The 25,337-nt window shown below is 57.9% G+C and carries 15 protein-coding genes and 4 pseudogenes; 12 read left to right on the top strand and 7 right to left on the bottom strand.

What is annotated here, in order from left to right:
- Positions 1-123: 123 nt before the first annotated feature.
- Positions 124-1,518: a carbohydrate porin gene (locus ACSKB8_RS03710; protein WP_438102577.1), complete on the top strand. Its 1,395-nt coding sequence runs from the start codon at positions 124-126 to the stop codon at positions 1,516-1,518.
- Between the two features lie 900 nt (positions 1,519-2,418).
- Entirely contained in the window at positions 2,419-2,724 is a 306-nt protein-coding gene (locus ACSKB8_RS03705) for a hypothetical protein (protein ID WP_438102576.1), read from the top strand.
- A gap of 2,173 nt (positions 2,725-4,897) precedes the next feature.
- Here ACSKB8_RS03705 and ACSKB8_RS03700 read toward each other — a convergent pair.
- The 3 genes from ACSKB8_RS03700 to ACSKB8_RS03690 all read right to left on the bottom strand — a co-directional run bounded on the left by ACSKB8_RS03700 (position 4,898) and on the right by ACSKB8_RS03690 (position 6,909).
- The gene (locus ACSKB8_RS03700; RefSeq protein WP_438102574.1) at positions 4,898-5,854 is read right to left on the bottom strand and encodes a S1/P1 nuclease; all 957 of its coding nucleotides are present in this window, start codon (positions 5,852-5,854) and stop codon (positions 4,898-4,900) included.
- 246 nt (positions 5,855-6,100) lie between these two features.
- A complete protein-coding gene (locus tag ACSKB8_RS03695; RefSeq protein ID WP_438102572.1) occupies positions 6,101-6,358 on the bottom strand; it encodes a hypothetical protein in 258 nt (85 codons plus the stop codon).
- 386 nt (positions 6,359-6,744) lie between these two features.
- Positions 6,745-6,909: a hypothetical protein gene (locus ACSKB8_RS03690; RefSeq protein ID WP_438102570.1), complete on the bottom strand. Its 165-nt coding sequence runs from the start codon at positions 6,907-6,909 to the stop codon at positions 6,745-6,747.
- 17 nt (positions 6,910-6,926) lie between these two features.
- On the opposite strand from ACSKB8_RS03690, the gene ACSKB8_RS03685 reads away from it, so the two are divergent.
- The 6 genes and pseudogenes from ACSKB8_RS03685 to ACSKB8_RS03660 form a co-directional block, all read left to right on the top strand.
- Positions 6,927-8,564 carry a hypothetical protein gene (locus tag ACSKB8_RS03685; RefSeq protein WP_438102568.1) on the top strand — a complete coding sequence of 546 codons (1,638 nt, stop codon included), beginning with the start codon at positions 6,927-6,929 and terminating at the stop codon, positions 8,562-8,564.
- 40 nt (positions 8,565-8,604) lie between these two features.
- Positions 8,605-9,177, top strand: coding sequence for a hypothetical protein (locus tag ACSKB8_RS03680; protein ID WP_438102567.1), 573 nt, complete (start codon positions 8,605-8,607; stop codon positions 9,175-9,177).
- A 121-nt stretch (positions 9,178-9,298) separates the two neighbouring features.
- On the top strand, positions 9,299-9,919 hold the full coding sequence (locus ACSKB8_RS03675; protein WP_438102565.1) for a hypothetical protein: 621 nt from the start codon (positions 9,299-9,301) through the stop codon (positions 9,917-9,919).
- A gap of 35 nt (positions 9,920-9,954) precedes the next feature.
- Complete coding sequence (locus tag ACSKB8_RS03670; protein WP_438102563.1) at positions 9,955-10,458, top strand: hypothetical protein; 504 nt, start codon at positions 9,955-9,957, stop codon at positions 10,456-10,458.
- A gap of 88 nt (positions 10,459-10,546) precedes the next feature.
- Positions 10,547-10,885 carry a hypothetical protein gene (locus ACSKB8_RS03665; protein ID WP_438102562.1) on the top strand — a complete coding sequence of 113 codons (339 nt, stop codon included), beginning with the start codon at positions 10,547-10,549 and terminating at the stop codon, positions 10,883-10,885.
- Positions 10,886-12,781: 1,896 nt separating this feature from the next.
- Positions 12,782-13,183, top strand: a pseudogene (locus ACSKB8_RS03660) (pyruvate kinase); the annotation flags it as partial.
- 457 nt (positions 13,184-13,640) lie between these two features.
- Here the strand turns inward: ACSKB8_RS03660 and ACSKB8_RS03655 are convergent.
- Positions 13,641-13,859: a hypothetical protein gene (locus tag ACSKB8_RS03655; RefSeq protein WP_438102560.1), complete on the bottom strand. Its 219-nt coding sequence runs from the start codon at positions 13,857-13,859 to the stop codon at positions 13,641-13,643.
- Between the two features lie 1,004 nt (positions 13,860-14,863).
- Here ACSKB8_RS03655 and ACSKB8_RS03650 point away from each other — a divergent pair.
- A complete protein-coding gene (locus tag ACSKB8_RS03650) occupies positions 14,864-16,189 on the top strand; it encodes a DUF3422 family protein (RefSeq protein WP_438102558.1) in 1,326 nt (441 codons plus the stop codon).
- A gap of 139 nt (positions 16,190-16,328) precedes the next feature.
- Here ACSKB8_RS03650 and ACSKB8_RS03645 read toward each other — a convergent pair.
- Positions 16,329-16,412: pseudogene (locus ACSKB8_RS03645) on the bottom strand (DUF736 domain-containing protein); the annotation flags it as partial.
- Positions 16,413-16,834: 422 nt separating this feature from the next.
- Here ACSKB8_RS03645 and ACSKB8_RS03640 point away from each other — a divergent pair.
- A pseudogene (locus ACSKB8_RS03640) lies at positions 16,835-18,263 on the top strand (IS701 family transposase).
- Between the two features lie 153 nt (positions 18,264-18,416).
- Here the strand turns inward: ACSKB8_RS03640 and ACSKB8_RS03635 are convergent.
- Positions 18,417-19,322, bottom strand: a complete 906-nt coding sequence (locus ACSKB8_RS03635) for a hypothetical protein (protein ID WP_438102557.1) — start codon at positions 19,320-19,322, stop codon at positions 18,417-18,419.
- A gap of 130 nt (positions 19,323-19,452) precedes the next feature.
- Here ACSKB8_RS03635 and ACSKB8_RS03630 point away from each other — a divergent pair, with 130 nt between their 5' ends.
- On the top strand, positions 19,453-20,067 hold the full coding sequence (locus tag ACSKB8_RS03630; protein WP_438102555.1) for a hypothetical protein: 615 nt from the start codon (positions 19,453-19,455) through the stop codon (positions 20,065-20,067).
- A 164-nt stretch (positions 20,068-20,231) separates the two neighbouring features.
- Here the strand turns inward: ACSKB8_RS03630 and ACSKB8_RS03625 are convergent.
- Positions 20,232-21,038 (bottom strand): annotated as a pseudogene (locus ACSKB8_RS03625) (transposase); the annotation flags it as partial.
- A 1,044-nt stretch (positions 21,039-22,082) separates the two neighbouring features.
- Between ACSKB8_RS03625 and ACSKB8_RS03620 the strand changes: the two are divergent.
- Entirely contained in the window at positions 22,083-25,280 is a 3,198-nt protein-coding gene (locus ACSKB8_RS03620; protein WP_438102553.1) for a hypothetical protein, read from the top strand.
- Positions 25,281-25,337: the final 57 nt, after the last annotated feature.

The raw sequence follows: 25,337 nt of genomic DNA, 5'->3' as shown, positions 1-25,337 counted from the left end.
TGCTTGCCCACGACCTTCGCATGTCGAATTCCGGAAGAGGTCATGTTGCGCTCTTGAGTTTGCCGTCCGACCGTGCCCCAATGCATCGTATCGTGGAGTTCTCCGTATGCGGTTCAATTGAACATGTCCGTTAGATGCCTGGCGCCGGCCATCCTGGTCGCGGGGCTACTCGCGGGGACGCATGTTTTCGCGCAGGAGGACAAGAAGACGGACGAAGACAAGCCCGCCGATCCGGACACCGGCGAAAGCACGGTCGAGGAGAAGACGATCGGTCTTCTGCCGAATCCCTTCCAGAAATACGGGATCAAGTTCGCCGCGACCTACATCGGCGAGACGCTCGGAAATGTCTCCGGCGGACTGAAGCAAGGAGCGATCTATGAAGGCCGGCTGAACCTCGCGGTCGATGTCGACTTGCAGAAGCTCGCCGGCATCGACAAGCTGACCTTCCACGCCAACATGTTCCAGATTCACGGCGAGGGACTGTCGCGCAACTATCTCGATAACCTCTTCGTCGTCAGCGGCATCGAAGCGTTGCCGTCGACGCGCCTATACGAAGCCTATTTCGAAAAGCAGTGGGGCGACAAAAAGGTCTCTCTGAAGTTCGGGCAGCTCGCCGCCGACAGCGAGTTCTTCAACACGAAATACACCGACGTCTTCACCAACGCCTCGATGGGGTGGCCGGCGATCACATCGCTCGACCTGCCCAGCGGCGGCCCGTCGCCGCCGTTGGCGGCAGTGGGTACCCGGGTGCTGCTCAACATCACGGATCAGCTATCCGTCCTCGGAGGCATCTTCGACGGCAATCAGGCAGGTCCAGGCCCGGGCGACCCGCAACAACGTAACCGATATGGCGTCAACTTCCGGATCAACGATCCACCTCTCGTGCTCGGCCAGATCCAGTACGCCTGGAACAACAAGAAGGGCGATCCCAATCTGGCGGGCCAGATCAAGTTCGGCGGATGGCGTCACTTCGGGCCATTCTCCGATCTTCAACTCGCCAACAACGGCGTTTCGCTTGCGGCACCGATCAGCAGCAGCACTCCGCTCATGTTGGCGGGCGACGTTGGCGGATGGGCAGTCTTCGAGCAGCAGATCTATCGCGTGCCCAAGAGCGATGACCGGGGAATTGGCGTATTCGCTCGCGTCTCCGGCGCTCCCGCCGACCGCAACCTGATCGATCTCTACGCCGACGCCGGGCTCGAATTCATCGGCCTGAGCGACAAACGGCCGGACGACAAGTTCGGCGTCGCGGCCGGCTATGCGCACGTCTCGAAACGCGCCCAGGCACTCGACGCCGACTATCGCGCACTTGTCGGTCCGGCTTGGCCGGTACGCAGCTTCGAAGGACTGTTAACGGCCGTGTATCAGTACCAGCTAAGGGACGGCTGGACGCTCCAGCCCAACTTCCAATATGTCATCCATCCCGGCGGCGGCGCGACTGATCCGGCGGGGCCGATGCGGGGCAAAGCGCTCAAGAATGCGGTAGTCTTCGGTCTGCGTACGACCATGAAATTCTAGGTGGGCGATGAAATTCTAGGTGGGTGCCCCCGACTGAGGAGGCTCCTACGCGAAGAACTATCCGCACAGAGAGCATGAAGGATTTCGGAGGTGCGCCGCGGACGGCTTCTGTTGTATGCCGCGGCCGGGGAATTGATCAGCGCGCTGGCAAACTGCAGCCGGCTACGCTCCAGAGCCGCTTGGCAATGAGCCCAAGCGGCCGTCCCGCTTCAAGGCGGTATGACCGGGGGCGATGAGCTTGGGCGTGTTCTTCTCGAATTACGGGACCATACGAGCTGTGTCGGGAGCTCCAGGAACGCCGCGTGCGCCAAGCTGCTCGCGCGCAATGCCATCTTCAGTTTTTCAGGCGCTACGCCGTTGATCGGGCGTGGACGCATGATCCTTTTCCCCAAGGCGTACCGACCGTCAATCTCGCGATGCGGCGAGCTCCGCTCCAGACCTCCATTACCATATGTGCTTCGAGGAATTTTACGGCTCGACGGCGTCGTCCACCTTTGTGTCCTGGCAAAGGGTAGCTATCTAACGTTCGAAGGCGACAACCTCGTCCATGCGGTAATGTCGGCCAGGCAACTTCAAGCTCGGGGTTTTGCGCTGGGCTCTCTGACTTATGGGAGACTTTTGAAGAGCGGGTCCGGTTTGCCTGGACACCCAGGCCCATAGCCTCAGCGACCTCAGCGGCAGGTTGTTCAGCTACACGCCACTTTATGAAAAATGAACAAAGCCGGCTTGCGACACGTAAAAAGCCACGGGCAGTGAGCCCCATCTAACATGGATTAAGGGCTTGCCGGTTTTTCCCGGTCTGCTGTAGAATCTTCTTCGTGTGAGGATTTCGAGGGAATAGCCTCCGTTCAGTTCCAGATTTCGCAAATTCATTTGAAACATTCTGTGGGGGACATTGCGATGGCTAAGCCTTCCGTTTCCCGTGAGGCCTTTCGTGGGTTGTTCGCCTTTTATGCGGCCAAGGCCCACCATGATCATAACGGTGTCGCTGAAGGCCGGCTCCTCAAACTATTTGCATCGAGCGAACACATCCCCGACGGGCTGTTGGAGTTGTGGTCATCACGGACCGAACTGATTGGCCCTGAGGCTGTTGGCAACATAATGGCACCACTCACTCATCAGATCCTGGACGGCGGCGCACAATATAACCACGCGAGCGACTTCCTTCATCGACTGTTGCGAGAGTTAGACCGAGACCTTCATTAAGAGTTTAAAGGAGGATCAGGGTCCGAGTTGGGCGGACAACAGACGTAGCTTCGCGGAGACGGCGAGTAGTTTTCCTCCATTGAGGCGGAGCGGGTGGCGATCATCAGTTCAATCAGTATAAAGCGCGTGGTCGCTAGGTTTCGGCAGTCTCGTTTGAGCTAAGCAACAGCGCGCCCGCTCGATCTGTGCGTCGGTAGCGCCATGGTTACGAGCGTACATCTCGGCCACTGGTGCCGAATATTTCGCAACGTAGTATCTGACCTCTCTGCAAGAGGTGCGCCCTGTGGGCCTATGGTGACGCGAAGCGAAGGCTTCGGACTCCAGCGGGATCAGCAACAAGGCAACAATGGCCGCCGCCCGCACGATAATTCTCGCCCCCCATATACTGTCTGCTTCGTACAGAGGACAGGCCTGAATCGCGCGCACGACGCAAATAAGGATCGTGCACTGATCCAAAGTGCTGCGAGACTGTTGCTCCAATGCTTCGGTGCTGCGCAGGCACTGGACAATGAAGTGTCGGTAAAGCGATCTGATGCGAGCTTCCCAAAATGCGGAAGTGGCAAGTTCGATCATCGCATTGAACAGCTCTACGAGCTTGCGATAGCTAGCTCCGCCGAAGCACTCTCCTTCTACGGCTGCCCTTGGGGAGACGGTTAGTCCCGGCAATCCTTCTCGCCTGAGCGGCTCGTAGGCGACGCCGGAGGGTCTGCAGTTCTCGAAATAGTGCGACCAGTCCCTCGACCCGTTCGCCCAGAATAGTCGAATAATTGTAAATCTGACCTCGGTTACTCATCACTGCCCAAACCAGGATTGTTGAAAGCAATAGGCGGTCGACAACGGGAAAAATATGCAATCCAGGGTAGGAACATACAACCCATAAATGACGGTGGCATTAACTTGGGCCCCGCAAACGTCCTACATCGTTGTTGGTGCGCGTTGCTTTCGCTTTGTCTTTCGGGTTGATTTCGTTTCGAAAGCTCAAAGCTGCAGGCTTAGTACCGCGGCACTCTCGCGCGCTGCGATCTCTCAGGGGTGGTAGTCCCCTTCGGCCTTAGTCGCACGACGGCTGCTTAGGGCCCCTCTTATCGCCTGGCGGCCTTGAGGTTTGAAGGGTCGCATCGAACATTACAAATTATACCCGCGCCCTATTGCGACCAGTTGCGTGCATCATGACAACCGCGTGGCGCATGCCCCGCCTTGCCCATCGGACCGCCGGCCACTCTCCCTCTCCTCCGCCGCGGGGGGAGTGGGCGCACTATGAGGTCCGGGCGCCCAGGCAAACCGGGCCTCGCCTTAACTGCTCCCGCGTAGCACATGCCAATCGCGTGCACGCTTTCGCGATGGTGAGACGACATGAGGCTCGATAGATCCGCCAGGAGACATCGATGATCTCAGCGCCATTGTGCACTATGAAACTCGCGCGACTGTAGCCTGCCCCTTCCACGCTGAGCCATGTGTTGTCGATGATGCGGCGGAAAGCCGTGCCTTCGTGGGCGCCAAGAGGATGGCCAAGACCGATGACACGAGTTGGAGGCCACAAAGGCTTGGGAAAAAATCGTACAACAGCTCAGCGAAGCCGCAGACGGCGAATGATCTCGCTACGCCTCCCATCGAGCCGAATGAAAGCGGCAGGCGGTCTCATGAAGCGGATCGTTAGCGTCTGTATGCCAAATCTCGTTGCGTGGCGCCTACCGCCGATCGCGGCACGTGGAATGGGAATGCCGGTCCCGGCTGCTTACCCCATCCTGCGGCTGGGGCCGTTTTGAACTTTGTCAGCATCGTTCAATCCGGGCCACAACTATGTTTCGAGGCATTGCTATCGCGCTCTTTGGAATGGGCATCTTTTCTCAGCTCGATGCAGCGCTCTTCAGGCGGCGCAATACTGACGCCCCGATTAGGCTCATCCGGGAGATCGTCCGCGGGTTTGGTTTATAAACCCGGCCGTCATCGGAAAAGCACTTCCAGACCCTGCAGCCCGACATTGCGGCGCAATTGGCCAATCCTGAATGCGCAGTTTCAGTGCCGGGACATGAGGCTACTTCGGCCCATGCTTGCCAGCCAACTCGCGACTAGCCAAGTTGAGCTCCAGCTCTCTGAGCTGTTAGATCAACTGCTCTATGATCTCGTCATGGTCGGATGGCAAGAATGCACGCCGCGCAATGCCAGCTGTGGCCTACTTCAATGCGTTGTTGATCAGGTTGGCGAGCCTTGCTGCCGCCAAAGCCGCTTGGCTGCGCGCGATGTTCCGGACGTTGGTCTCATAGTCGCGGGTCAGGAGAACCGGATTGTTTCCAAGGCTTACCGGTGCGGCGTAAGCATACTGCTTGGCGAGTTCAGCGCTCTCATCGATCCATTTTTGCGGGTCCGCGACCTTAGCCGCAACCTCGTTGACGGCGAGACTTGCAAGCCCTTCCCTGGCATCCGCGTCAAATATGGCTCCGTAAGGCGACACGTAACCTCCAAAAAGACTGTCCCAATAAGCATGAAGCGCCACGGGCTCTCCGGTTGCCGGTATCACCTGTTCGGCATTGCCGCCGGCATCGCCATCCGGAATTTGTCGCGTGTACCGGCCGCTGCCATGGAGTGGCTGATGCGCATCGCCAACAAGATGCAAAATCCAGACGAGGTCATACGAGCGAACATCATCCGACGCGCCCGAACTTGCCGGAAGGGCTGCAATCATCAATTTCAGCTGCGTGACGAGATCGACGGCGTCCGGAGGCGGAAGCGGCGTTCCGTCCGGCGTCCAGTTCAAGTCCTTATAATGCCAGTAAGCGTGCTGGTTCTTGTCCGAATAGCCGATGTTCTGGCCGGCTGTCGGACTATCCACCTTGTCACGCGTATAGTTGTATTCCTTGGTCTTGATGTCGTCCGCCCAGGTCGCCGCATGGACGAATGCGTAGAGCTTGGCGGTCTTGGGGTCTGTGATGCCGGATGTCCATTTTTCATAGTCCGGATTTAGCCGCAGCAGGACGTCGACCTTGTCTTTAACTGGCGCATCGAGCTTCTTATAGGCCACGTAGGCAATCTGCATGTGACCGGCATCCCACCAGGCCGAGGCAGGGCCCGTGAGGCTCCCCAAAATCAAGGCGATGTAAGTAAGAATACCAAGCGAGCGGCGCGGGGTCATAAATTTCTCCTAACAAAAAAGACTTTCCCGACATTCTAAGTTCGTGGCCGGCCAAGTTAGTATGAAGCGCTTCACAATTCTAGATAGCAGGCCAAGACGACAGTGTGTGTCCGCTTCGTCTGTTGCGACAGATTACGCTGCCGTGCGGCAGCGACCGTCCGTTTGCCCATGCTCGAACGATACTCCGCCATTAGGCAGAGGCGCGCTGAACTCCGGATCTCGACCCGAAGGGGGCGTGTTAGTTTGCTAGGCGCCCGCGGATCCGGCGAGCGTGCTTTTCGGCAACGAGACCATGGCGATCGCCGCGGCGCCATCCCGTACCGCAATCGCGCCTGCGACTCGCCTCGCGTCGATATCGAGCACCGTGACCGTGCCGTGAAGACTCGCCACATAGGGACGGTTGCCATCCGGCGCAAACGCAACGCCGGCACTGGGATTTGCGCGATCAGCATTTTCTTGAGCGCATTGATGATGTTGATGCTGCCAACCGTGCACCACAGACACGTCATTTCCATCCGGGCTAACCGCGAGTCCATCGGGCTCGCTCGATGTTATCGTGGTCAGCAGCTTGTTTGAGCCGTCGCGAATACGCTAGATTCATTGGCCGCTTGGTACGAAGGCCTGTCTCTGCCATTCCGATTATGCCACCCCGCTGGCGAGCGGGAGCACTGGGATCGTGGTCACCACCGCATTGTCCATCGTATCAACCACTAGAAGAGTGTCGCCGCCGCTCGTCACATAGGCGCTTCCTCAATCGGCCGTCGGGGCCGCTCCCATGGGGGACGTGGCTTGCGTCAATTGCTCCGATCGCGATCGTGGCGGTCACGCATTGTAGCTTGCTCCGTTAATGCTGGCGGAAGCCCCATCACCAGTTTGTGTTTGAATTGATTTCATACTCGCCAGCCTAACTCTTCAAGACAAACCAATACAAACCACGCAATCAGGACCAGAGGCTGCTCACCACCGTCATCTTCAAAGTTCTTGAGTTCGCGCTCTGGATGAACTATGTTAGGCTTGCGACCCGACTTCTGGCTATTTTGTTTCAGATCTTTCATTTTAGAGGGCGCTTCAAATGGACAATGAACCTGGCGCAGCTGTACTCAGCATTTTTGAGCAATTGATTGATCGCATAAAGCAAATGTCGCCCAAAAATAGCGGCGGCAAGCCAATCAATACGAGGGTTTACTCCCAACTCACGTTGGGAATGCCGATATCTCCAGATGATTATGCGAGACCCTGGACTCCGATAGGAGGATCATCGCTCGCGCAACAGTTCGCCGGCGGGCGACCGGGCACGCTGCCTGGCGCAGCTCCTGGCGGTGGGACGGAGCCTGACGTGCCGTTGCCGACTTTGCCGGTTTTGCGATCGCTTGAAGCCGCCTGGAAGACCGCACTCCTGGGCAGGACAATGCTTCAAGTCGTGAAGGACGATGATTATCGCGAATATCCAACGGGCAGGCATTTGGACTTCGCGTATGAGAGCCTCATCATGGGAATGAGGGCGCCCCCGGCTACCGAACTCTCGGACGAACTGAAGGCGCGGATCAAGGCCGCTGAGCGGGTGCTCTACAAGTTCGATGAAGAGGGCAATCGGATTGGCAAGACCGAAGTCCATGCAAACTACCTGCGAAACGTCATCGCCGCGGAGGATGCCCGCACGACCCTGGATATGGCACGTGCGGCTGCAAACCGGAATCCGGAGAAGCTTGAAGCGTTTCCCTTTACTTCCATTCCATTGATCAATGCTGTGAACCGGGCGCAGGAGGCCATTCTCGCTGAAGGTGGCGATCGTGTCGAAGCCGCATTCGATACGCTCAATGCCATCGGTGTGCCGGTCCAGGCTCACATGATCGCCAAAGCGAAAAGGGAATTCGAGGCTTGGAACCTGGGGTTGACAGGTGTTCCGAGCAAGATCCCGTATTCATTTATCCTGCCGACCAATTGGTGCGACCCGGACCAACCTGAAGGCTTTTCGCGCCTGCAAGTGACGCAACGCGACTATCAGAGCTTCACCAACTTTAATCAGACATCCGGAAGCCAGTTCTCCTGGCATCAGCGCGCGGAGCGAAACAGCGGCGGCGGCGCCGTGTCGTTCGGGTTCATGGCATTCGGCGGGCGCCACTCGAGCTCGGAATCGAGTGCGGGCTGGCAGAGCAGTTCGAATGCACAGTTCAGGAACAGCTTCAGCCAGTCCGCCAAGGGGCTCACCATCGACCTGGAATATGGCCTCTGTACAATCATGCGCCCATGGCTGATCAGCGATCTGTTCTACATGCGGAAATGGACCATGGCGGAGATGGAAAAGGGCGACATCAGCGACGGCACGATAGATGGGCAGGTGAACGACCCGCACAAGCTGTTGCCCATGATTCCGCAACAATTCCTGGTCGTGCGGAACGTCAGGATCAGTGCCGAAGAATGGGGAGCCGACGGCAACCAGCTCGAGGAGCGCTACGGTTCGGCGCAGGGGTCGACGATGTCCGATCAGTCCGAATTCGGTGCTGCCGGAGGCGTGTGTCTCGGTTTCATCAATTTTGGAGGGACGGCCAGCCACGCTCAGTCAAGCGCCAGCGGGCAGGGCTCGCAGTTTGAGAGCCGATCCGGGAGCGGCTTCTTCGGGACGACGTTCAAGAATAACACGTTGACAATCAAGGGGGCTCAGATCGTGGCTTTCCTTAGTGACATCGTTCCCGTCAGTCCCCCCGAATGATCCGGGTTTGCAATAGGACTGTTGGTCTGGAGTCGGAACGATGTCGACCCTTGCAGGAGCGCTGCAGGAGTTTCGGGATACCATAAAATCCCAATTCGCGCCGCATGGTTCAAGTTCCACCATCGGTTTCGAGATTGGATCTCCGCTTACCGTGCCTGATCAGTTGCATGCACGCGCGGTCGAGATCCTGTCGCGCGTTGCAAACGTCGTTCCGCGTGTCGTCGACTCCTATTTTGAGCGCGGCGATCGAACCCTTGACGGGATGTACCAGATTTTGCTGCTCGGGTCTCAGTCGGCCCCAGGCACCGACCCGGCGCTGTTCGAGGCCATCAAGAGCCAGGCCAGGATCGCGTTCGCGAACGAGATTGGCTCGCTGGATGGACCAAGCACGTTTCATCCGGTGGCTGCGATCCCCGACAGTTGGTTCAATCCCCAGGTTGCCGGCAACTGGTCCCATCATCGCATCGTCGGCAGCGACAACGCTCCCTCTGGATCGGCCCCAGTCAATCCCAAGCTCGAAAAATGGTTGGTCGCGCCGGAGGCCATCCGGCCGCTGCTTCCCGAGAAGGTTACGCCGGAGCAACTTCAGAAGATTTCACTCGCGCTTCGATGAAATCGTTAATCCCGAACCTCCGGTGGCCCACGGGGCGAGATTTGTCCGCGGAGCCGGCAACGTCCACCTGAGCCGCGAAGCCCTGCGGACCGTTTTCACCGCTCTCAATCCTGGCGTCACCGTGAACGAAAACCAGTTTGGCGATCTTATACGGCATGTCGAGACGCCGCAGGCAGCCGCGAGTTTCCGGCGGTTGCGGCTTGGGCACGTTCCGCTGGTCATGGCGGCGGCGGGAGCCCAGAATGGGGCCGCCCATACCCAAGGGCCAAATGATGGTCATGCAGTTATCCGGCCGACAAGAGAGCCGGCTCATTTCTCCGAGCTCATTGCGGCCGGTACAACGCCCAAACAGGTTGCGGCACGTGGCGTCTCAATTGAATTCGACCTCTGCGTCCTCAGTCTGTCCCGCCCCTGGTATTCGAGCGGTTTGCTCGCACTTCCCAACTGGTTTGTGCCGGGCTTCCGGCAGGGTGACTTCTCGGAGGGGCTCGACGGCCCTGACAATGACGGGCTTCTCAATGCGATCCCGATTGCGTGCATTCTGACGCGTGACGTCCGTATCACGGCCAACTGGACGCCAGCAGATGTTGATGCCGCCACTACATCGGTTGCGGTTGGACCGTTCAGCCTTTTCGGACGCACGTTCGATACGGCTTCGGGCTCGCTGACAATTCCTGGAATTCAGGCCGTCGCGTGGGTGTGCACGAATCCCAAGCGGCTGCCACCAATGGATCCACCCTGAACGGACATTGAAGTCGGACGAAAGGTAGGCTGCAAATGATTGTGAAATTGTTGTTCTTCGGTGAAGCTGTCAACATCCCGTCAACCACAATCGGCCTCGGTATCGGAGCCGTCTCCGTCTGGATCGACGGCGCCGGCTTCACCAGCGCCACGAACGACCTCGGCACGTTGGGCTACATGCTCCTCGAAACCCAAGAGGTCGACATCGGCGAGCCCGAGCCGGAGGTGCGGGACCTCTTCTCCAATTTGCATGGACAGGTCGTCAGCTATCAGATCAAGACCAATCTGTTCGTCAGGAGTGGCGGCATTGCCCGTATCACCATGACGCGCTCCGTCGAGCAGGACGGGGTCTTGCTCGACAAGAGCATCGAGTTTCAGGCGACGGACTGCAGAGGCATCTCGGTCGTCAGCAATCCGGTCAACTTCTCCACCGAGATGTTGCAGCTGGAGCGGTCCGTGGCTTCGCTCGACGAGATCGTTGCAGACGACGATCTTATTGCGATCGTGGACGCGGCTCCGCCAACCGAAGCGGTCGGCTGACCTCGGCATTGCACCTCTTGGGCTGAACCCGGCAGGGCTTGCGTTGCGCAGGTCGTGATGACCGCTCCCAACAATTCAAGGAGTCGATATGTCAGCGATGTTTGAGTTGATTGGGGGAGGCATTGGGGTGATGCCTGACCCGGAGGATAACGAGGCTGGACATGTCGTGCCCCATCATGAGTCAGGCACACGGGTCAGTTTTTCCGTCGTGAATGTCGGCGACGCCGGCGGCAACGCTGAAGTCGGCATCGAACTCGATGATGTTTTCACCAACAACTGGACCTCGGACTTTCTTGATCCAGGTCAGCAACAAGCAGGTTTCGTTGGCCTGGGGAGACTTCTCTGCGGGGAGCATGAGGTGCTCATATTTGTGAATCCTGGTTCTGGCCAGGCGGATCACGAAACGAATACCTTCACCGTTGAGTGACGGAGCCGTAGCGAATTCCTCGTGGGGTTCTTCCTTGTGTGTGCATCAGCCCTGCGACTTCCGACAAGTTGGTGCACCGGACGGCGGCCTACATACTTAGGGGTCGATCCCTCGGAGGCTCCGCAGCGCATCGCACGAATGCAAGGGCGGTCCAGCAGCTCATGGTTGCAAACACAGTCCGGCCGTCTTGGCGTTGAGCTCCCGGGCCACCGCCAGGCATCACGCCTTTTTGGTTTCTTGCGCGATCCGCTGCTGTCTTATTCGTGCTGAGGGACATCGGCTGTTAAGAGTTGGTTTAGTTCCCGGCATGATCATTGGGGACCACAAGGGGCCCGAGCATGCAACTGCATCATGCCAATACCTTGGAAAGGATTGAGACGGTCGCGGATCAAGGCAGTGGCGAGGTCGCGACGTGGCCCGTCACTCTCGACCAATCAGATTTCTCGACCTCCAATCGAGATGAGATCCTGGCGCTATTAGAGCCAAGCGGCCATCCAAATCGCACCATTTGGCTCCTCGTGGCCGCGTTGGCTGGGGGCTTCGGATTGGGATGGGCTGGGGCTTTGTACGGTCCTGCAACTATCTCGGCTGTCAACCCAATTGCTCAGATAGATACGGCTTCGCGCCCGATGCCTGACAGAAAGTCAGGCGGTAAGGCCGAAAGCGCCCGAAAGGTAGCATCAGCATCAGGCTCGCGAGCACCGTCTGGTTTAGGTCAGCCCTCCACAGTCAGCGCGAGCCTTGCTCCGAAGCCTGTCGCCAAAGCGTCGAGTGCGGCGCAATCGGCGGAAGTTTCGAATCAAGCTTCCTCTGCTGTGGAGACGGACATGTCTGTGACCGGCTCGCTCGCGCCTGCGGGGCCGCTCCTGTCGGTTCCTGAGACAAGACCAACGACTATTGGGGGTTGGACAGTCCTTGACGTTCGCGGCGGAACGGCGGTGCTCGAAGGCCCCGATGGGATTCGAATGGCAGCACGGGGCGACGTGGTCCCGGGTATCGGGCGAATCAATTCTATCGTGCGTTGGGGCAACCGATGGATAGTTGCAACAGCTCGTGGATTGATCTCGACGCCCTAAGCGTCAACGGTTGCGAGGAGCGTGTCACTGTGCTCGCATTCCCGGACTTCGGGAGAATGACGGAATGATGCCCACGCTGCGGTTGTATGTGGAGTCGCGATTATGTGCCGCTATTGCCGATCAGGCCCATACTCGTCGAGCAAACCGAGCGATCGCTAAGTGTTATACGAAGGTGAAACCGCGCAAATATAAGTAAAAGAAGGACCCTCGGTCGTCCCGGAAGGTGCGTTTCTCGGCGGCTCGTTTGAATGATATCAGGCAGCTGTCGAAGTCGACCACGCGGACGATAGAAAGACCTGGGGGGATCAAGTTCGGTCGGATAAACGCGGATAAATCCTTCGACGGTCGCATAATCCTTTACGACCGCTCGCACCATCGCCTTCGTACAGACCAGCGTGTTGTTCTCTCGGGCATCGATCGGACGCACAGCCACACAGGTGAAGCTCTTCTTTAACACATATAGAAGCGGGATGCAGAGGGACGGGTCCTGAATGGAAATGGGGGCCGATCGCAGGTCTTTATGCCTGCGGCAATGATATGACCTCTCCGATGCGTGGAATCTCTCCTGGGGCAGGCATTACGATCGGGCCGGCAATTGTGTTCGCCTACCGCGCGATCGACAGCATCGTGCGGTCGGCGCGACAAGGGCAGCCCGCGGCGGCATCGGGAGTGTAAGCCGAGTGTTCTCTCCTGTTCGCCCTGCGTCGACGGACCAGCGGCAAAGCAAGGATGCGCATGGTCAACCAGCACCACTTAAACACCTTATGAACAGCCCTGCCGGGCTTCATACAATTATGATCTTCTAAGCTGGAGGGGCACGATGCGCCGCTCACGCGATGCTAAGATCGTCGCAAGCGTCGGCCCGGCAACCTCGTCACCTAAGTCGAGGGCTGATACTTTCAGGCTGAACTTCAGCCAGGGGACCCATGACGATCACGCCAGCGTGCTCGCCTCCATCCGCGCGCTCGAGCGGGAATTCAATCGACCGATCGGCATGCTAGAGGATCTGCAAGGCCCGAAGATCCGCGTTGGCCGGCTCGATGAAGGCAAGCTCGCGCTGGATGCCGGCGAGACCGTCTGCTTCACACTAAGCGAAAGGACGGGCGGGAAGCAGTCGATCCCGCAGCCTCATCCGGAAATATTCGCAGCCGTTTATCCCGGTCAGGATTTGCTCATCGATGATGGGCGCGTTGGTCTGTTCGTCGAAAAGCTGACGTCCGATGCGCAGGATTTGCGCCCGAGCCGAGCCGTTGCTGGATCGGGCCGGCAAGCCGCAATGGCTGCTTGGGCTTGCTGCCCATGTCACCGAAAAGAACAACTTGTCGGAGGCTCTCAACATTGTGGGATGGTGCGGGCGGCCGGGCTCGAACCGGCACAGCTCTTCGAGCCGAGGGATTTTCGTACCACTACGACTTTCGTCGCCTCGCCTGGGCGCGTTCGCACGTCCGGCTAGTTTGTGGTCTGGACTATACCTTCACCGTTGCGCTTCGCGCTTTAGGTGCTGCTCGTCTAGTCTCTACACCTTCGAGCCGTTCGTTCGAACGGCGCGCTTGGCTCGGGATTGCCTGTTACCGGTTTCCCCGAGTTTGGGCAGTTCTGCACCTCGGGTTTCCCCGGGGGCACTCAAATGCTTAAGTCCCTTGCGTCTACCAATTTCGCCACGCCCGCGTTGCGCCATTCTAGCGGGCTGAAGTGCCCGTAAGCCAACGCAGAATTGCTATAGCGGATTCTCCGACGATTGCAGAGCTTTTTTGCGTTTTGTGCGCTTCTCTGGGGCGCCGGACGTTGACGACCGCCGGATCGACCATGCTCTCAATATGCGAGGCGTAGAAATCCTCAATCATCTGCACGCTGGTCCGGCAGTTCTTGGCGATCTGATAAACGTCGGCGCCTTCCATGAGGCGAAAGCAGATGTAGTATGCCGCAGACCGTAAAAGGTGCGGCGTTGCCCCTCACGATCCAGCTTCAGAGTCAGCTCTTTGAGGATGATGTTGGAAAGCCCGTGGTGCTTGCGAAGAAAGACTAGCCCGTCTTCTTTCGGCTGCATCGACAAATCCAACCAGAGCGTGGCCGCTCAAATAATGGCAGCGGCCGGGCGAGCGATCACCTTGCCGAAAACAGCCCCTTCCCTGTGGCCTGTGCCACGTGCGCATTCTGTCAGAATACAAGCGTGCTTATGTCTGAAACCCGCCTCCGACTGTCTTCGAAAGCCACATTGCGTAAAAAAGACGCGAGAGCGCCCCTTCTATAGTACTGGCCCAAATCCTGCACCGGCTCTCGGCGCCAGGAAGTTTGGCGCCGGCAACAAGATGGGAGTCGAGTTTGGGCCTCGATCCGTCAATCGACAATGCGCTTGCCGCACCGGAGGTCGTTTATCTGTACCACGCTGGGAGAACGGAAGATGTTCCTGCTTGCCACGGCCTCGCGCGGCATCGGTTATCCCACCGGAAAACTGCTTTCAGAAGAGGGCCGGCGTATCTTCACTTGCACGCGGCACCCCTTCGGTGGCGGGCGATGTCGGTGGGATTCGGAGACAGACAACCATGTCCACGTAAATCTAGGCATTCGTCGAACGGTGCCGCGCGCCACCGCCAAGGTCGCGGAACGGCTTGCTGGCGCACCGCTACACCTATTGCGTCACAATGCCGGCATTTCGCCATAGACACCGGACCATACGTTGATGGCGTCATTCGAAAGCTGGATGAGGCGGATCCATCTCAATCTGCCTGGCCTGACCTTCCTCCCGCAAGACCTCTTTCCCGAGTTCAAGGCGGCCTCGGTAGTGATCGTCGACATGACTCGATCAGAAACCTAGCCGCGCGCAGCCGTTTCCCAGCACCGCCATTGCCTCCCGCGTCAAGGCTGACGGTTGCCTGCTCACCCTGAAGTGAGGCGTCAATACATGATCGATGAACTGGATCTGCGAACCTTCACGCCACATCCGCAACGCGACGCTGTGCTCGGCGAAGTGCACGCGCGCCCCTTCACGCGCCTTGTTTCGCCCTTCAGCGTGATCCACTTCGCTTTTCTTGCACAGGGCGAGGCGGCCACAAGCGATCGCTGCCGTTTTATCGATTTTTGCCTCGATCGCAATCTTACGCCGCCTGAGCAATCAGCGAAACTTCATCAGATTGTCATCGGGCCCGCTACGCTACGCTGGGAGCAGCATTCGGAATTTACAACATTCACCTGGATCTGGACTAACGCAAATTGTTCTGCCGCAGACCATTTTGACAAAGTTGATGGCACCGTCCGATCGCTGGTCCGCGCGTTACGTCAGACCGGACAGTTGCTGGTCGCGATCAGGCTAGAAGTGGAGCGGGACGCCTCGCCGACCAGGCGGGCCGAACAGATTTTTGACAAGAACAGCCTGGCCATGGTTGCCACAAAGAGCGGCGCAGCCGTTGCCGCTTCAGACTTCCGCGTAGACGAAAAAGGCTTCACGAAAATCCTCGTCTGCGACCTCGGGTTGACGTCGCACGATCTCGGAGCGCTGGTGCAACGGCTCCTGGAAATCGAGACCTACCGTCCATTAGCGCTGCTTGGCCTGTCGGCGGCCCTTGAGCTTGCACCATCTGTTGATCGCATCGACCGCCGTCTTGTTGAGGCGCTCGAGAAAATGCAAAGCGGTGAGGGGCTGCAGTTCAACAACCATCTGCTTGCCGAGCTGACGGCTCTGGCCGCATCCTTCGAAAGAGGCGCGACCGGCAGCCTGTTTCGATTCGGCGCCAGCAGGGCCTATAACGAGCTGGTCCAATCGCGACTATCCATCATTGAAGGCAACGATGTCTCGGGCTATCCAACCTGGTCGTCGTTTCTGGCACGCCGCATGGCGCCGGCGATGCGAACCTGCGCAACTGTGGAGGATCGCCAGGCGACTCTGTCGGTCAAGCTCGCGCGCGCCGCCGATCTGTTGCGAACCCGGGTCGACGTCGAAATCGAACGACAGAATCGTGACCTGTTGCAGGCTATCAACGAGCGCGCGAGACAGCAACTTCGGCTGCAGTGCACGGTCGAAGGATTGTCGGTCGGGGCGATAGGATATTATGTGGTCAGCCTGTTTAGCTATCTTGCCAAGGGCGCGCATGATGTCGGACTGCGAGTAGAGCCCTCGTTCCTGACTGCAGCCTTCGTGCCGATCGCGGTCGGCGTGATCTGGCTGGTGAGTTACAATGTCCGAAAGCGACACCTCAAGCACGACGACGCGCCCTCGGTTACTTGCGACTAAAGCTCCTTGAGGGAATCGGTGCGTCCGTCCTGCGAAGCTCGCATGGTCGGGGGTGCCCCGCTGCCGCAAGATCGCGGCCCGGCTCCTGCGCAAGGTAATGCCCCGCCCGGACCAGCCGGGCGAGGCATTGTGGATCGGGTCAGTCGCCGTTGCGACGGCTGGGACGGGACCAGATCAGGCTGAAGCCCTCACCTTCCTCGTCGGCGAAGAGGTTGACGAAGATCCCTGATCCTCGATCGACTTGGCGGTCTGCTTTTCCTTGTCACTAAACCTTGTGTAGATCGCCGCTCTCATCATCATCGCCTGCACTGGTTTGACGGTTCTGCTGATTCTGCGCGGCTATCGCTGCGGCGCGGGCAAGGGCGCGCACGAGTTTGCGCATTGCCTCGCTGGGCGCGCGTTTGTCCGCTGTGCCAACGGGCACTGAATGTCGGCCGGCCATGAATCAGCATCCCCGCGCCCGCGGCCGCGAGGGCCACGTGGCGAATCCTGAAACGATCTCCACAGGCGGCGAGCCCAGCGCCGGAGTGCAGGACGATATGTTCCTGGGCCGGTCCATAGTCTGACTGAGTCACAAAACCGCAGGCTTTGGCCGGCCGGAATCAGCGATGGTCGAAGCATGGACCATCAACCGGGAAGGCCGACATGAGCGGGCGTGGCACCAAGACCAGTGAGATGCGATTTGCGGCGTATTTGGAAGGGCTTGCCAGCGTCATCGGTCATGCTGATCGGAAGGCACCGCTGCGCGACTATTGCGTCGGCCTCATGGCCTGTGGCGGTCGTAAGAGCGTGGAGCCAATGGCGGCGATGACGGCTCCGGAACGGACGGCCGCCCAACATCAATCGCTGCTGCATTTCGTCGGCAGCGGCGCCTGGTCGGATGAGAAGGTGCTGGGCAAGGTACGAGAGATGGTCCTGCCGGCGATCGAACGCCAGGGCCCGATCGAAGCTTGGATCATCGATGACACCGGATTTCCCAAGCAGGGGCGACATTCGGTTGGAGTTGCACGGCAATATTGCGGGCAGCTCGGCAAGCAGGATAATTGCCAGGTGGCGGTGTCATTATCGATTGCCAATCACCACGCCAGCCTGCCTGTTGCCTATCGCCTTTATCTTCCGAAGGAATGGACTGAGGATTGCGATCGGCGGCGCAAGGTGGGCATTCCTGCCGAAGTCGGCCAAGCCGGAGATCGCGCTGGAGCAGTTGCGGTGGGCCTGCGCGACCGGCCTTCCGCGTGGTGTCGTGCTGATGGACGCGGGCTATGGCAACAACAGCGATCTGCGCGCGGAGATCACGGCGCTGGGATTGACCTATGTGGCGGGTCTTCTGTCGAGCACAACGGTATGGGCGCCCGGCACCGGTCCCTTGCCGCCGAAGCCATGGTCGGGCTGCGGCCGTCCACCGAAACTGATGCGCCGCAACCGTCAGCATCAGCCGGCCGCCGTCAAAGCGCTCGCAATCGGCCTGCCGGCCAAAGCTTGGCGCACCATCACGTGGCGGCAAGGAGCGAACGAAAAGCTGAGCTCGCGCTTTGCGCGCGTGCGGGTCCGTGCCGCGCACCGTGACTATTGGCAAACCAGCCAGCGATTGGAGGAATGGTTGCTGATCGAATGGCCGAAAGGCGAGGACCAGCCTACCAAATACTGGCTCTCGACATTGCCGGAGGATGTGGCATTCCGGTCTCTCGTTGAGACGGCTATATTGCGCTGGCGTATCGAACGCGACTATCAGGAACTCAAGCAGGAGGTCGGGCTTGGCCACTTCGAGGGACGCGGCTGGCGCGGCTTCCATCATCACGCAACGATGTGCATTGCAGCCTACGGATTCCTGACCTCCGAGCGGGAGACGATTCCCCCCTCAGGCACTCGGCGCCCCCGGCCGATCCCGCTCGCTCGCGTTTCCGCGGATTACAGACCCCGCGGTTCTGCCGCTTCGGACCGAACGTCACATTCCAAATTCGATTACGACGATGCGACGGCGGCTCGAACAAGGGCTGGTCCGAACGCTGTCGAGGTGTCCTGGTTGTGCAACCAAGTTCGCCCACTCCACAGACCACCGTTTGTGACGCAGTAAGACTAAGGCACAATGGGAATTCGGGCGATGTCCGACGAAAATGATTTGCCAGGCTAGTCGAGTGATGTGTGTCTCTTTCACCCGGCCCTAGAGCTGGTGAGTGCTCGGCGTAGCAGGAGCCTGCAACAACATCGCGGTACGAACGCGAGGCGATCAGAAACCCAGCTTCTTCTTGGCCTCGTCGTATAGAAGCCGTGCGGCCGTTTTTGCGGCTTGCTTCGTTACCTTCAAATCTGCATGAACATCTAGGCCCAGTGATCCCTCGTCGTTTCTGACAAATGAGGCTTTGCTGAACGAAAGACCTGCGTCCAGATATTCTTTCGGAATAGCTGCGGTAATTGCCTTTCGGTCCACAGCCCTACGAATCGCATCGTTCAATTTGCTATTGAGGTCGATCTGGAACGTCCGCAGTATTGCTTTGGTTATTTCAACGTACTGGCCTCCTAAGTTCATGCGAGCCTCCCCAGGCACAAGTTCAGCCGCGGCGCCGCCTTCGCTTAGCTTAAGTCCAAATGGAATATCGACCGAAAATGACTGGCTACCTAATTTGTCCTTAATGGGGTCGCCAGGCCAAGTGGTGAGGCAAGGGACTTTTGTTTTTAACGGCCCGATCTTTTGCATACACATGTCGGCCTTTGAATTTGGAATTGGATTCTCGCGACAATCCCAAACAGCAACATTGCCGTCGGCATGAAATACCGCTTGGCCATCAACAAAAGATAGGGTTGTATTGCTTAGAGTGACGATAGGATTATTAGCGCTAAAGCTCTTACAGTTCTCATTCGGCAACTTTATCGTACTTACAATTGCTGGCATCTTACGCTGTAGATCAGCGAGATCTGTGCGCGCATGTATTCGTAATACAGGACTCGCGCGCAAAGTCATGTTGACGCTGAGATAAATCTTGCCTGCAACAGTAACTGGCACTCCGGAAGCATTCGGGGTTGCTACGAAGTCGGAAATATATAGCTCAGGCGTTTCAAGAGCTGCTGCCGAATGACAGCCGAGTGGCAATAGCAGTACGAGGAACGCAAATAAAACACGGTTGAGGACCGGCATAGCCACCCCCTGCAATAGCGCGACACTTTACCCCTGTTGCCGCAGGATGCAAACTGCTTCCGTAAGCGCGGGTCGTTAGGCCTGTCAGCAGAAATGCGACAATGCTCGCCGATGGATGCTGTGAGGAGCCATGTTGCCGTTAGCTAGGTTTTGGACGTGGGTCGGCCATTCGTTCATCCCGCTCGCTGTGGGATGGGCCTATTTCGTGCGAAACGGTCCCGACGAAGGTGTGCTGATCACGAGGGGATATTTTGGCTGGGCCTTAACGCTTCTCGTTGGAGCGGCTCTCACCTTCGCATTGGGGCGCTATATCAGCCTTGCCAAGGCGAGGCACCTGGCTATTTTCATACCGCCCAACACCACCTTCGAGGCGACCAACAACCGCAACCGAATGATCTCTTGGGTCACGTTGGTTTCTTTTGCATTGTTCTTGATCGCAGCGAACATTTTGTTTGCAAGCAGGTATGCAGATAGCAGAATTCACCGTTGGGATTCTCCGACGCCGCTTGACCAGTCCTTCGTGGCTAGTCGGATTAAGGCCCATCAAGCGCCCTGTTCGGATCGTTCTTGCTTCGCGATCAGCAAGAGAGTGAGTGGTAGTGGTTCGGTGCGGGATGTGATGCAATACTTTCCCTACTACACTGATGGCTTGCTTATTCTATTAGCCGCCGCGCAACTCGCCGCGTTGGCGTATTTAGCCGTCGTGCTGTCCCGACCGGAACCGCCATTTAACTACCAACTTTGATCGGTTGGGTCATGCGTCTGAACAGCAAAGTGTCGCTTCGGTGAGATAGCCACCGGAACTAATCCGGAACAGACAAAGGGCAGCCAGAATCCAAGAAGAAGCGTTCATAACTACATGATCGCGGCCATCAAGAATCTCTGCTTCGTGACCGACTAATGCGGTGGTATTCCGCCCGTGACGTCCTTTTCTCCCGATTGGTATTTCTTTGGCGTGAGTCCGAACAGCGCGCCTGCTGCCTTCGAGTTTAGGTTGCGATGAGGATCATCAATCGCCGATTTGTTGGTAACAGCTACCAGGGGACCAACGTCCGGCACTGTCATGAGCCGGCGACAAACCGCATCGTCACGCACAATTGCCAGCACAGTCTTGTGTAATCTTCCGTCTGCCTCCAAGGCAGATCGCGCCGAAAGCATCGCCGTAGCAATGCACTCCAATGTCGCCTGACCTGCAACTAGCTCTCGGATCCGCGCTTCGAAATTGTTCCGCGTCACCGGGCCAACCTTCAGCCAAAGCCACGCAAAATCCCGCGGATACTCAACTTCACGTCGATCAGTCGCCCGAGAAGCTGCGTGCGATCAGGAGGGTCCGGATCTCCTGCGCATCGGATCGGCTTTGCGTGTACGGGCCGGAACCATCCCATCCGGATTAACTGCGATCCCGCGCGAATCCTTGCGATCAGTCTCCACTGTCACGCAGACAATGCGGCTCTCACATGCCGCGTTCGAGCCGAACCGTTACGAATCCTGCTCTTTTCACCCGGCATGCAGCCATTGCGGCAGCGGCCAGCCTTCAGCCCGATCCGCTTCACTGCAAACCCAAGCGCTTCTAAGAACTCAATTAAGGCGTCGGGTTCGCTCGCGACCTTCGCTTCCTTCAGGATCTTACCCCGGGGCATCCACGACGCATACGCTCGACGGTTCCAATGACACGTCAATTTCGGCTAGTTCTCGACGGCTGTCCTCCGTCTCCAGATGCTTGGCGTCGACTCAAGTCGTGACCCGTTTCATCACCACTAGGGGCACAGCCACCAACCGAGCAGCTACTGATGGAATGAATATCTCCAGCGCAAGAACACCGCGACGACTAAGTAGACTACCGTATCCATGAAGCGCGGCGATGCGGGGGCACTGCAGGTAGGAAGTTGAACTACAGCGCGAAAGTCCTGCGTCGGATCGAAATATCATCCGACGGCGTATCAGTCGTTTGGAGTGACTGACACCCGGGCTCGCGCCGGAGAAAGGCAGCGCTTTCCTTCAGATTTGTCGTCGATTGCGACCTGCTCCCGGGAAGTACGAGGCGTGCAGCCGGATCCAGCCCACGTCATCCCGGCCGCGAGCCGAGCTCGTTAGGCGGAACTGTCGGATCGAGGACTCCGCAGTCTACTACCGGCACGTCAGGAACAGTCTCGAACGTTCAGTCGGGCAGCGGCCGAGACAAATCCGACGTCTAGCACCGCGGATGTGCTGGTGGCGACCCGGAACGAACCAGGACGAACCGACGTCATGTGTCCCAGTGGCTGGATTAAGCAAGTTGCGGATCGGTGAGCTCAAGCGGCGTGAGGTCGCGAGGCCTCAATAAAGTAGCAGATTGCCTGACGCGCTGCGAATGCCAAGTGTTGAAGCCCATATCGAATGATGATGATCCGAGGTCCATTAGGGCCGATCATGAGATCGAGCTGGCCATGCGGGTTTATTGCGTTCTAGGCGAATGAATGAAGAAAAAGTGCGCGAGTAGGTGGATCCACAGTGCAAAACGCCGACATCACGGGTCTTGATCCTCAGCATCGAAAATCTCTTGACGATTCAAAAGAATGTTCGATAAATCGCACCACTACTGTAGGTTATGTTCTCAATTTTCAATGCGGTGCCCGATAGGAGATCTCCCGTCAATTTGTTGCGGGCCGCCCGCTATCTATCACGCAATGCCTTAGACGAGGGCTGGCACGAGTTTCTAAAATCCAGGCCTATTTTCTCGCTCAGGACTATCTCCGATATACAGTATGGGAACTTGACGCGATGACTTTGCGCGATCAGCTCTTTACATTGTTGCGCAACCTCCGGTGGATTGCTGTCCTTTCGGTGGTCATTTCAATTTTGCTGTACTTGCCAGATCAGATTCAGGAGCTCTACCGGATAGCCGCTGACGACATCGGGTGGGTAATGCTCAAGGAGTTTGTCGCCGTCGGCGTGATTGCGCTAACGATCTGGGCGGCCGCTTTTCAGCTTACCGCCGCAACCCTGCCTCATATCCGGCCCGCTAAGGGGCGCTCGGCGTTCTTTATCAAAGCTGCACCTGTTGTGCTCGGAGCGCTGCCGATCGTCGCCGCGACGGCAGGTCAACTCGCCTCGCGGCCGGCTGAAAAGATCGGCGAGGTCGAGGAAGTCGGAAGCATCTTCCGCATTCAGGACCAAGCGCTCGCGTTCGAGCGGAACGTGCTGCTCATCCTTGCGCTTGTCATGTTGATCCTGCTCGCCTTGTTTGTCGTATTCGGTTGGCGGATGGGATCAAAAGACCGCTCGGCCGCACTCGCGAACCGGGCGAACATCGCCTATTTCATCCGCTATAGATTTCTCGCGCTCACGATCGGCGGCATCGCCCTGTTAACGACCGGGTTCGTTTTGTTTCCGGACAGGCTTGCACAATTCGTCGGATCGTTCGGCGTAATCGCTTTCTTTACGATGTGCGTGGCCGGTCTCACCACCCACTTTGCGCTGCTGACGATCAGATTCAATTTTCCTTTTATACCTTTTGTGTTTGGCGGCTTGTTCCTGGTTGCCTCATTGTTCGGAGGCGATGACCACGGGCTGCGCAGCGTTGCCAGAGCGACCGGCCCATCAAAAGAGACGCGCATTTCTGCAGTCGAAGCATTTCGGGATTGGCTTCGGCAAAAACCGCGCCTGGCCGAGGCCGAGAGGCTCGGAGAATATCCGGTATTCATTGTGGCCGCCCAGGGTGGAGGCATCTACGCGGCCAACAATGCGGCGCGCTTTCTTGCCAGGATGCAGGATCTCTGTCCGGCATTTCGGCAGCATCTGTTTGCGATAAGCGGCGTCTCCGGAGGGAGCGTCGGCTCGGCAATCTTCGCAGCTGCGCTTCATGCCGACAATGCACCACTTGATACGATTGCTCCCGACGCAAAGACATGCCCGAAGATCGCCGACTTTCTGGCCGGCGTCGGCCGGGCTGAGGATATCGATGCCTCTGGGCAGATAGAACAGCGCGTTGCAAGCGTCTTGGAGACGGATTTTCTCTCGCCCTTGGTTGCGGGTTTTCTATTTACCGACTTCACCCAGCTGTTTTCTCCGCTCGCTATCCCAAGCTTTGATCGCGCGCGCTTTCTGGAGTACACGCTGGAGAATGCTGTAGACAAAATGCTCAAGAACCAAAAGGGCGCCGGCGACCACTCCAATCTGCTAAAGGCCGATTTTCAGTCACATTGGACACCTTCCAACAATATGCCGGCGCTGTTGTTGAACACGACAGATGCCGGTAGCGGCAAACGCGTTGTCATCTCTCCCTTCGATATCGACCCGCTCCACGCGAAAGACAAAGACCTCTGTATTCTCTCGATGCTTGATCGTGCCGGCACCGGAGCCGATCAAACTGTCAAGAGCCACTCGCTGCGGATTCCGCTTAGCGCTGCAGCCTTTACGAGCGCGCGGTTTCCATGGGTGACGCCGGCAGCGACGGTCTCGTTGCGAAATGATTGTATTACCGCCAATTCGCAGGCGCGCCTGGTGGACGGCGGATATGTCGAGAATTCCGGAATAGAGACCGCGCTCGATTTGATTGAGCGGCTCAATAGCATCAAAGGCACCTCTGACGCGCCAAAATTCCGGATTTATCTGCTGTCGCTGGTGAGCGGTCAGTTCGGAGATCACGGCTCTTTCATGTTCGGTGAGCTGATGGAGCCGGTGCGCGCGCTCTTGAGCACGCGAAGCTCTCGGACCTATGTTGCGCTCAACCACGCGAACAATATCGATCGTCGGCCAACGAGCGATGTAACGTCCAGCGTGCAACGCTTTCCAACATTCGGTCGAATCGACATAACAGGCTCGTTTTACAACCTGCCCCTTGGCTGGACGCTATCTCAGAAAACTGAAGATATCATCTCGCTGAGCAGCGGCCGCTTCTGGGATTGTGTGCCGAAGGATGACTTCGATCAATCCCGCAAGAAGCAGAGCAATGCCGATTGCCTGCAAGTGAAGCTGTTTCATCTCTTGAACGGATCCGTCGCATCCGCCTTTGAAACGCTCAAAGAAGCCAAGCTTGCCCAGGCGGCTTACGCTGACGAGTTAGACCAGGAATACAGGCCCGCTCCAAAGATCAAACCTCAGCCGTTACTTGCCTGCTATGAGAGCAAGTGGCTGCAGAACCGCGGCTATCAGAAACACCAGGATAAAGTGTCTGCGTACGAGCACCAGCTGGCGCAGTCGATCAAGGACCATTCGCCGGCTCCTGCACCCGTGCCGCCATATCGAAAGAGCTATATGGCATATTTCCAGGCAGAGCAGGTCAAAGCCTTGCTGCAGGAATGGGACCGCATCGAGGAGACCGATCAGCGGATCCTGGCCTATATCCTGGGGGCAATCTCCTACGACAGCGCCGACTTTACACGCAGCAGCGAAGACTTCTCTTACAGCGCGGTCTCTCAAATGCCGCGTAAATGGCGCGATCGAATAGAAACGAACAACGCCGACCTAGCGGCCACGAACAAACCGCCCGTCGGCATGGATGCATTGCTCAACCATCCCAAGGAGTTGGCCAACTTTGTTCTTGGTTACGAGGGCAACCCGTTCGGAAACCAGGTGGGAACGGACGACGGTTGGCTGTTTCGTCCACGAGGAATGTACCAACTAGTGGGACGCGAGCAATATCAGGAAGCGCAGAATCAAATGCAAGAGATCGGAGAACTGGCGGGGCTTGATCTCCTCACGCTTCCCGACGCACTGCGTGATTCGAAGATCTCAGCCAAGGTCGCTTTCGCTCACTTTCGGCTTCATCCCTATCAGAACCGAACGCTGTTTGAGCTACTCAAGGACCCGTCGAAGGACTGGATCGCCGTGCGCGCGTTGCAAACCGACATGGAGCATGGCCCAGCCGATAGGGAGCGTGTCAATGCAAGAAGCCAGATGTTTCTCGGCTGCATTGAAGAGGCGTTACATCCGACGAAACTCAAGACATTGCAGAGCAAATTTTACGGCAGCGAGTAAGCATCCTGATCCCCGGCCGCGCGCCGCGTGCGGGGATTATGTGGCTGAAACCGGTCT

The organism is Bradyrhizobium sp. BR 1432 (genome assembly GCF_051547705.1).
GTDB lineage: Bacteria > Pseudomonadota > Alphaproteobacteria > Rhizobiales > Xanthobacteraceae > Bradyrhizobium > Bradyrhizobium zhanjiangense.
This window is presented reverse-complemented; position numbering and strand designations above follow the sequence as displayed.

Bases quoted from the DNA above. Each gene is read 5' to 3' on its own strand.
- ACSKB8_RS03670 (WP_438102563.1), top strand. From the start codon at position 9,955: ATGATTGTGAAATTGTTGTTCTTCGGTGAAGCTGTCAACATCCCGTCA.
- ACSKB8_RS03635 (WP_438102557.1), bottom strand. From the start codon at position 19,322: ATGCCGGTCCTCAACCGTGTTTTATTTGCGTTCCTCGTACTGCTATTG.
- ACSKB8_RS03705 (WP_438102576.1), top strand. From the start codon at position 2,419: ATGGCTAAGCCTTCCGTTTCCCGTGAGGCCTTTCGTGGGTTGTTCGCC.
- ACSKB8_RS03630 (WP_438102555.1), top strand. From the start codon at position 19,453: ATGTTGCCGTTAGCTAGGTTTTGGACGTGGGTCGGCCATTCGTTCATC.
- ACSKB8_RS03665 (WP_438102562.1), top strand. From the start codon at position 10,547: ATGTCAGCGATGTTTGAGTTGATTGGGGGAGGCATTGGGGTGATGCCT.
- ACSKB8_RS03620 (WP_438102553.1), top strand. From the start codon at position 22,083: ATGACTTTGCGCGATCAGCTCTTTACATTGTTGCGCAACCTCCGGTGG.
- ACSKB8_RS03710 (WP_438102577.1), top strand. From the start codon at position 124: ATGTCCGTTAGATGCCTGGCGCCGGCCATCCTGGTCGCGGGGCTACTC.
- ACSKB8_RS03685 (WP_438102568.1), top strand. From the start codon at position 6,927: ATGGACAATGAACCTGGCGCAGCTGTACTCAGCATTTTTGAGCAATTG.
- ACSKB8_RS03650 (WP_438102558.1), top strand. From the start codon at position 14,864: ATGATCGATGAACTGGATCTGCGAACCTTCACGCCACATCCGCAACGC.
- ACSKB8_RS03655 (WP_438102560.1), bottom strand. From the start codon at position 13,859: ATGGAAGGCGCCGACGTTTATCAGATCGCCAAGAACTGCCGGACCAGC.
- ACSKB8_RS03700 (WP_438102574.1), bottom strand. From the start codon at position 5,854: ATGACCCCGCGCCGCTCGCTTGGTATTCTTACTTACATCGCCTTGATT.
- ACSKB8_RS03680 (WP_438102567.1), top strand. From the start codon at position 8,605: ATGTCGACCCTTGCAGGAGCGCTGCAGGAGTTTCGGGATACCATAAAA.
- ACSKB8_RS03690 (WP_438102570.1), bottom strand. From the start codon at position 6,909: ATGAAAGATCTGAAACAAAATAGCCAGAAGTCGGGTCGCAAGCCTAAC.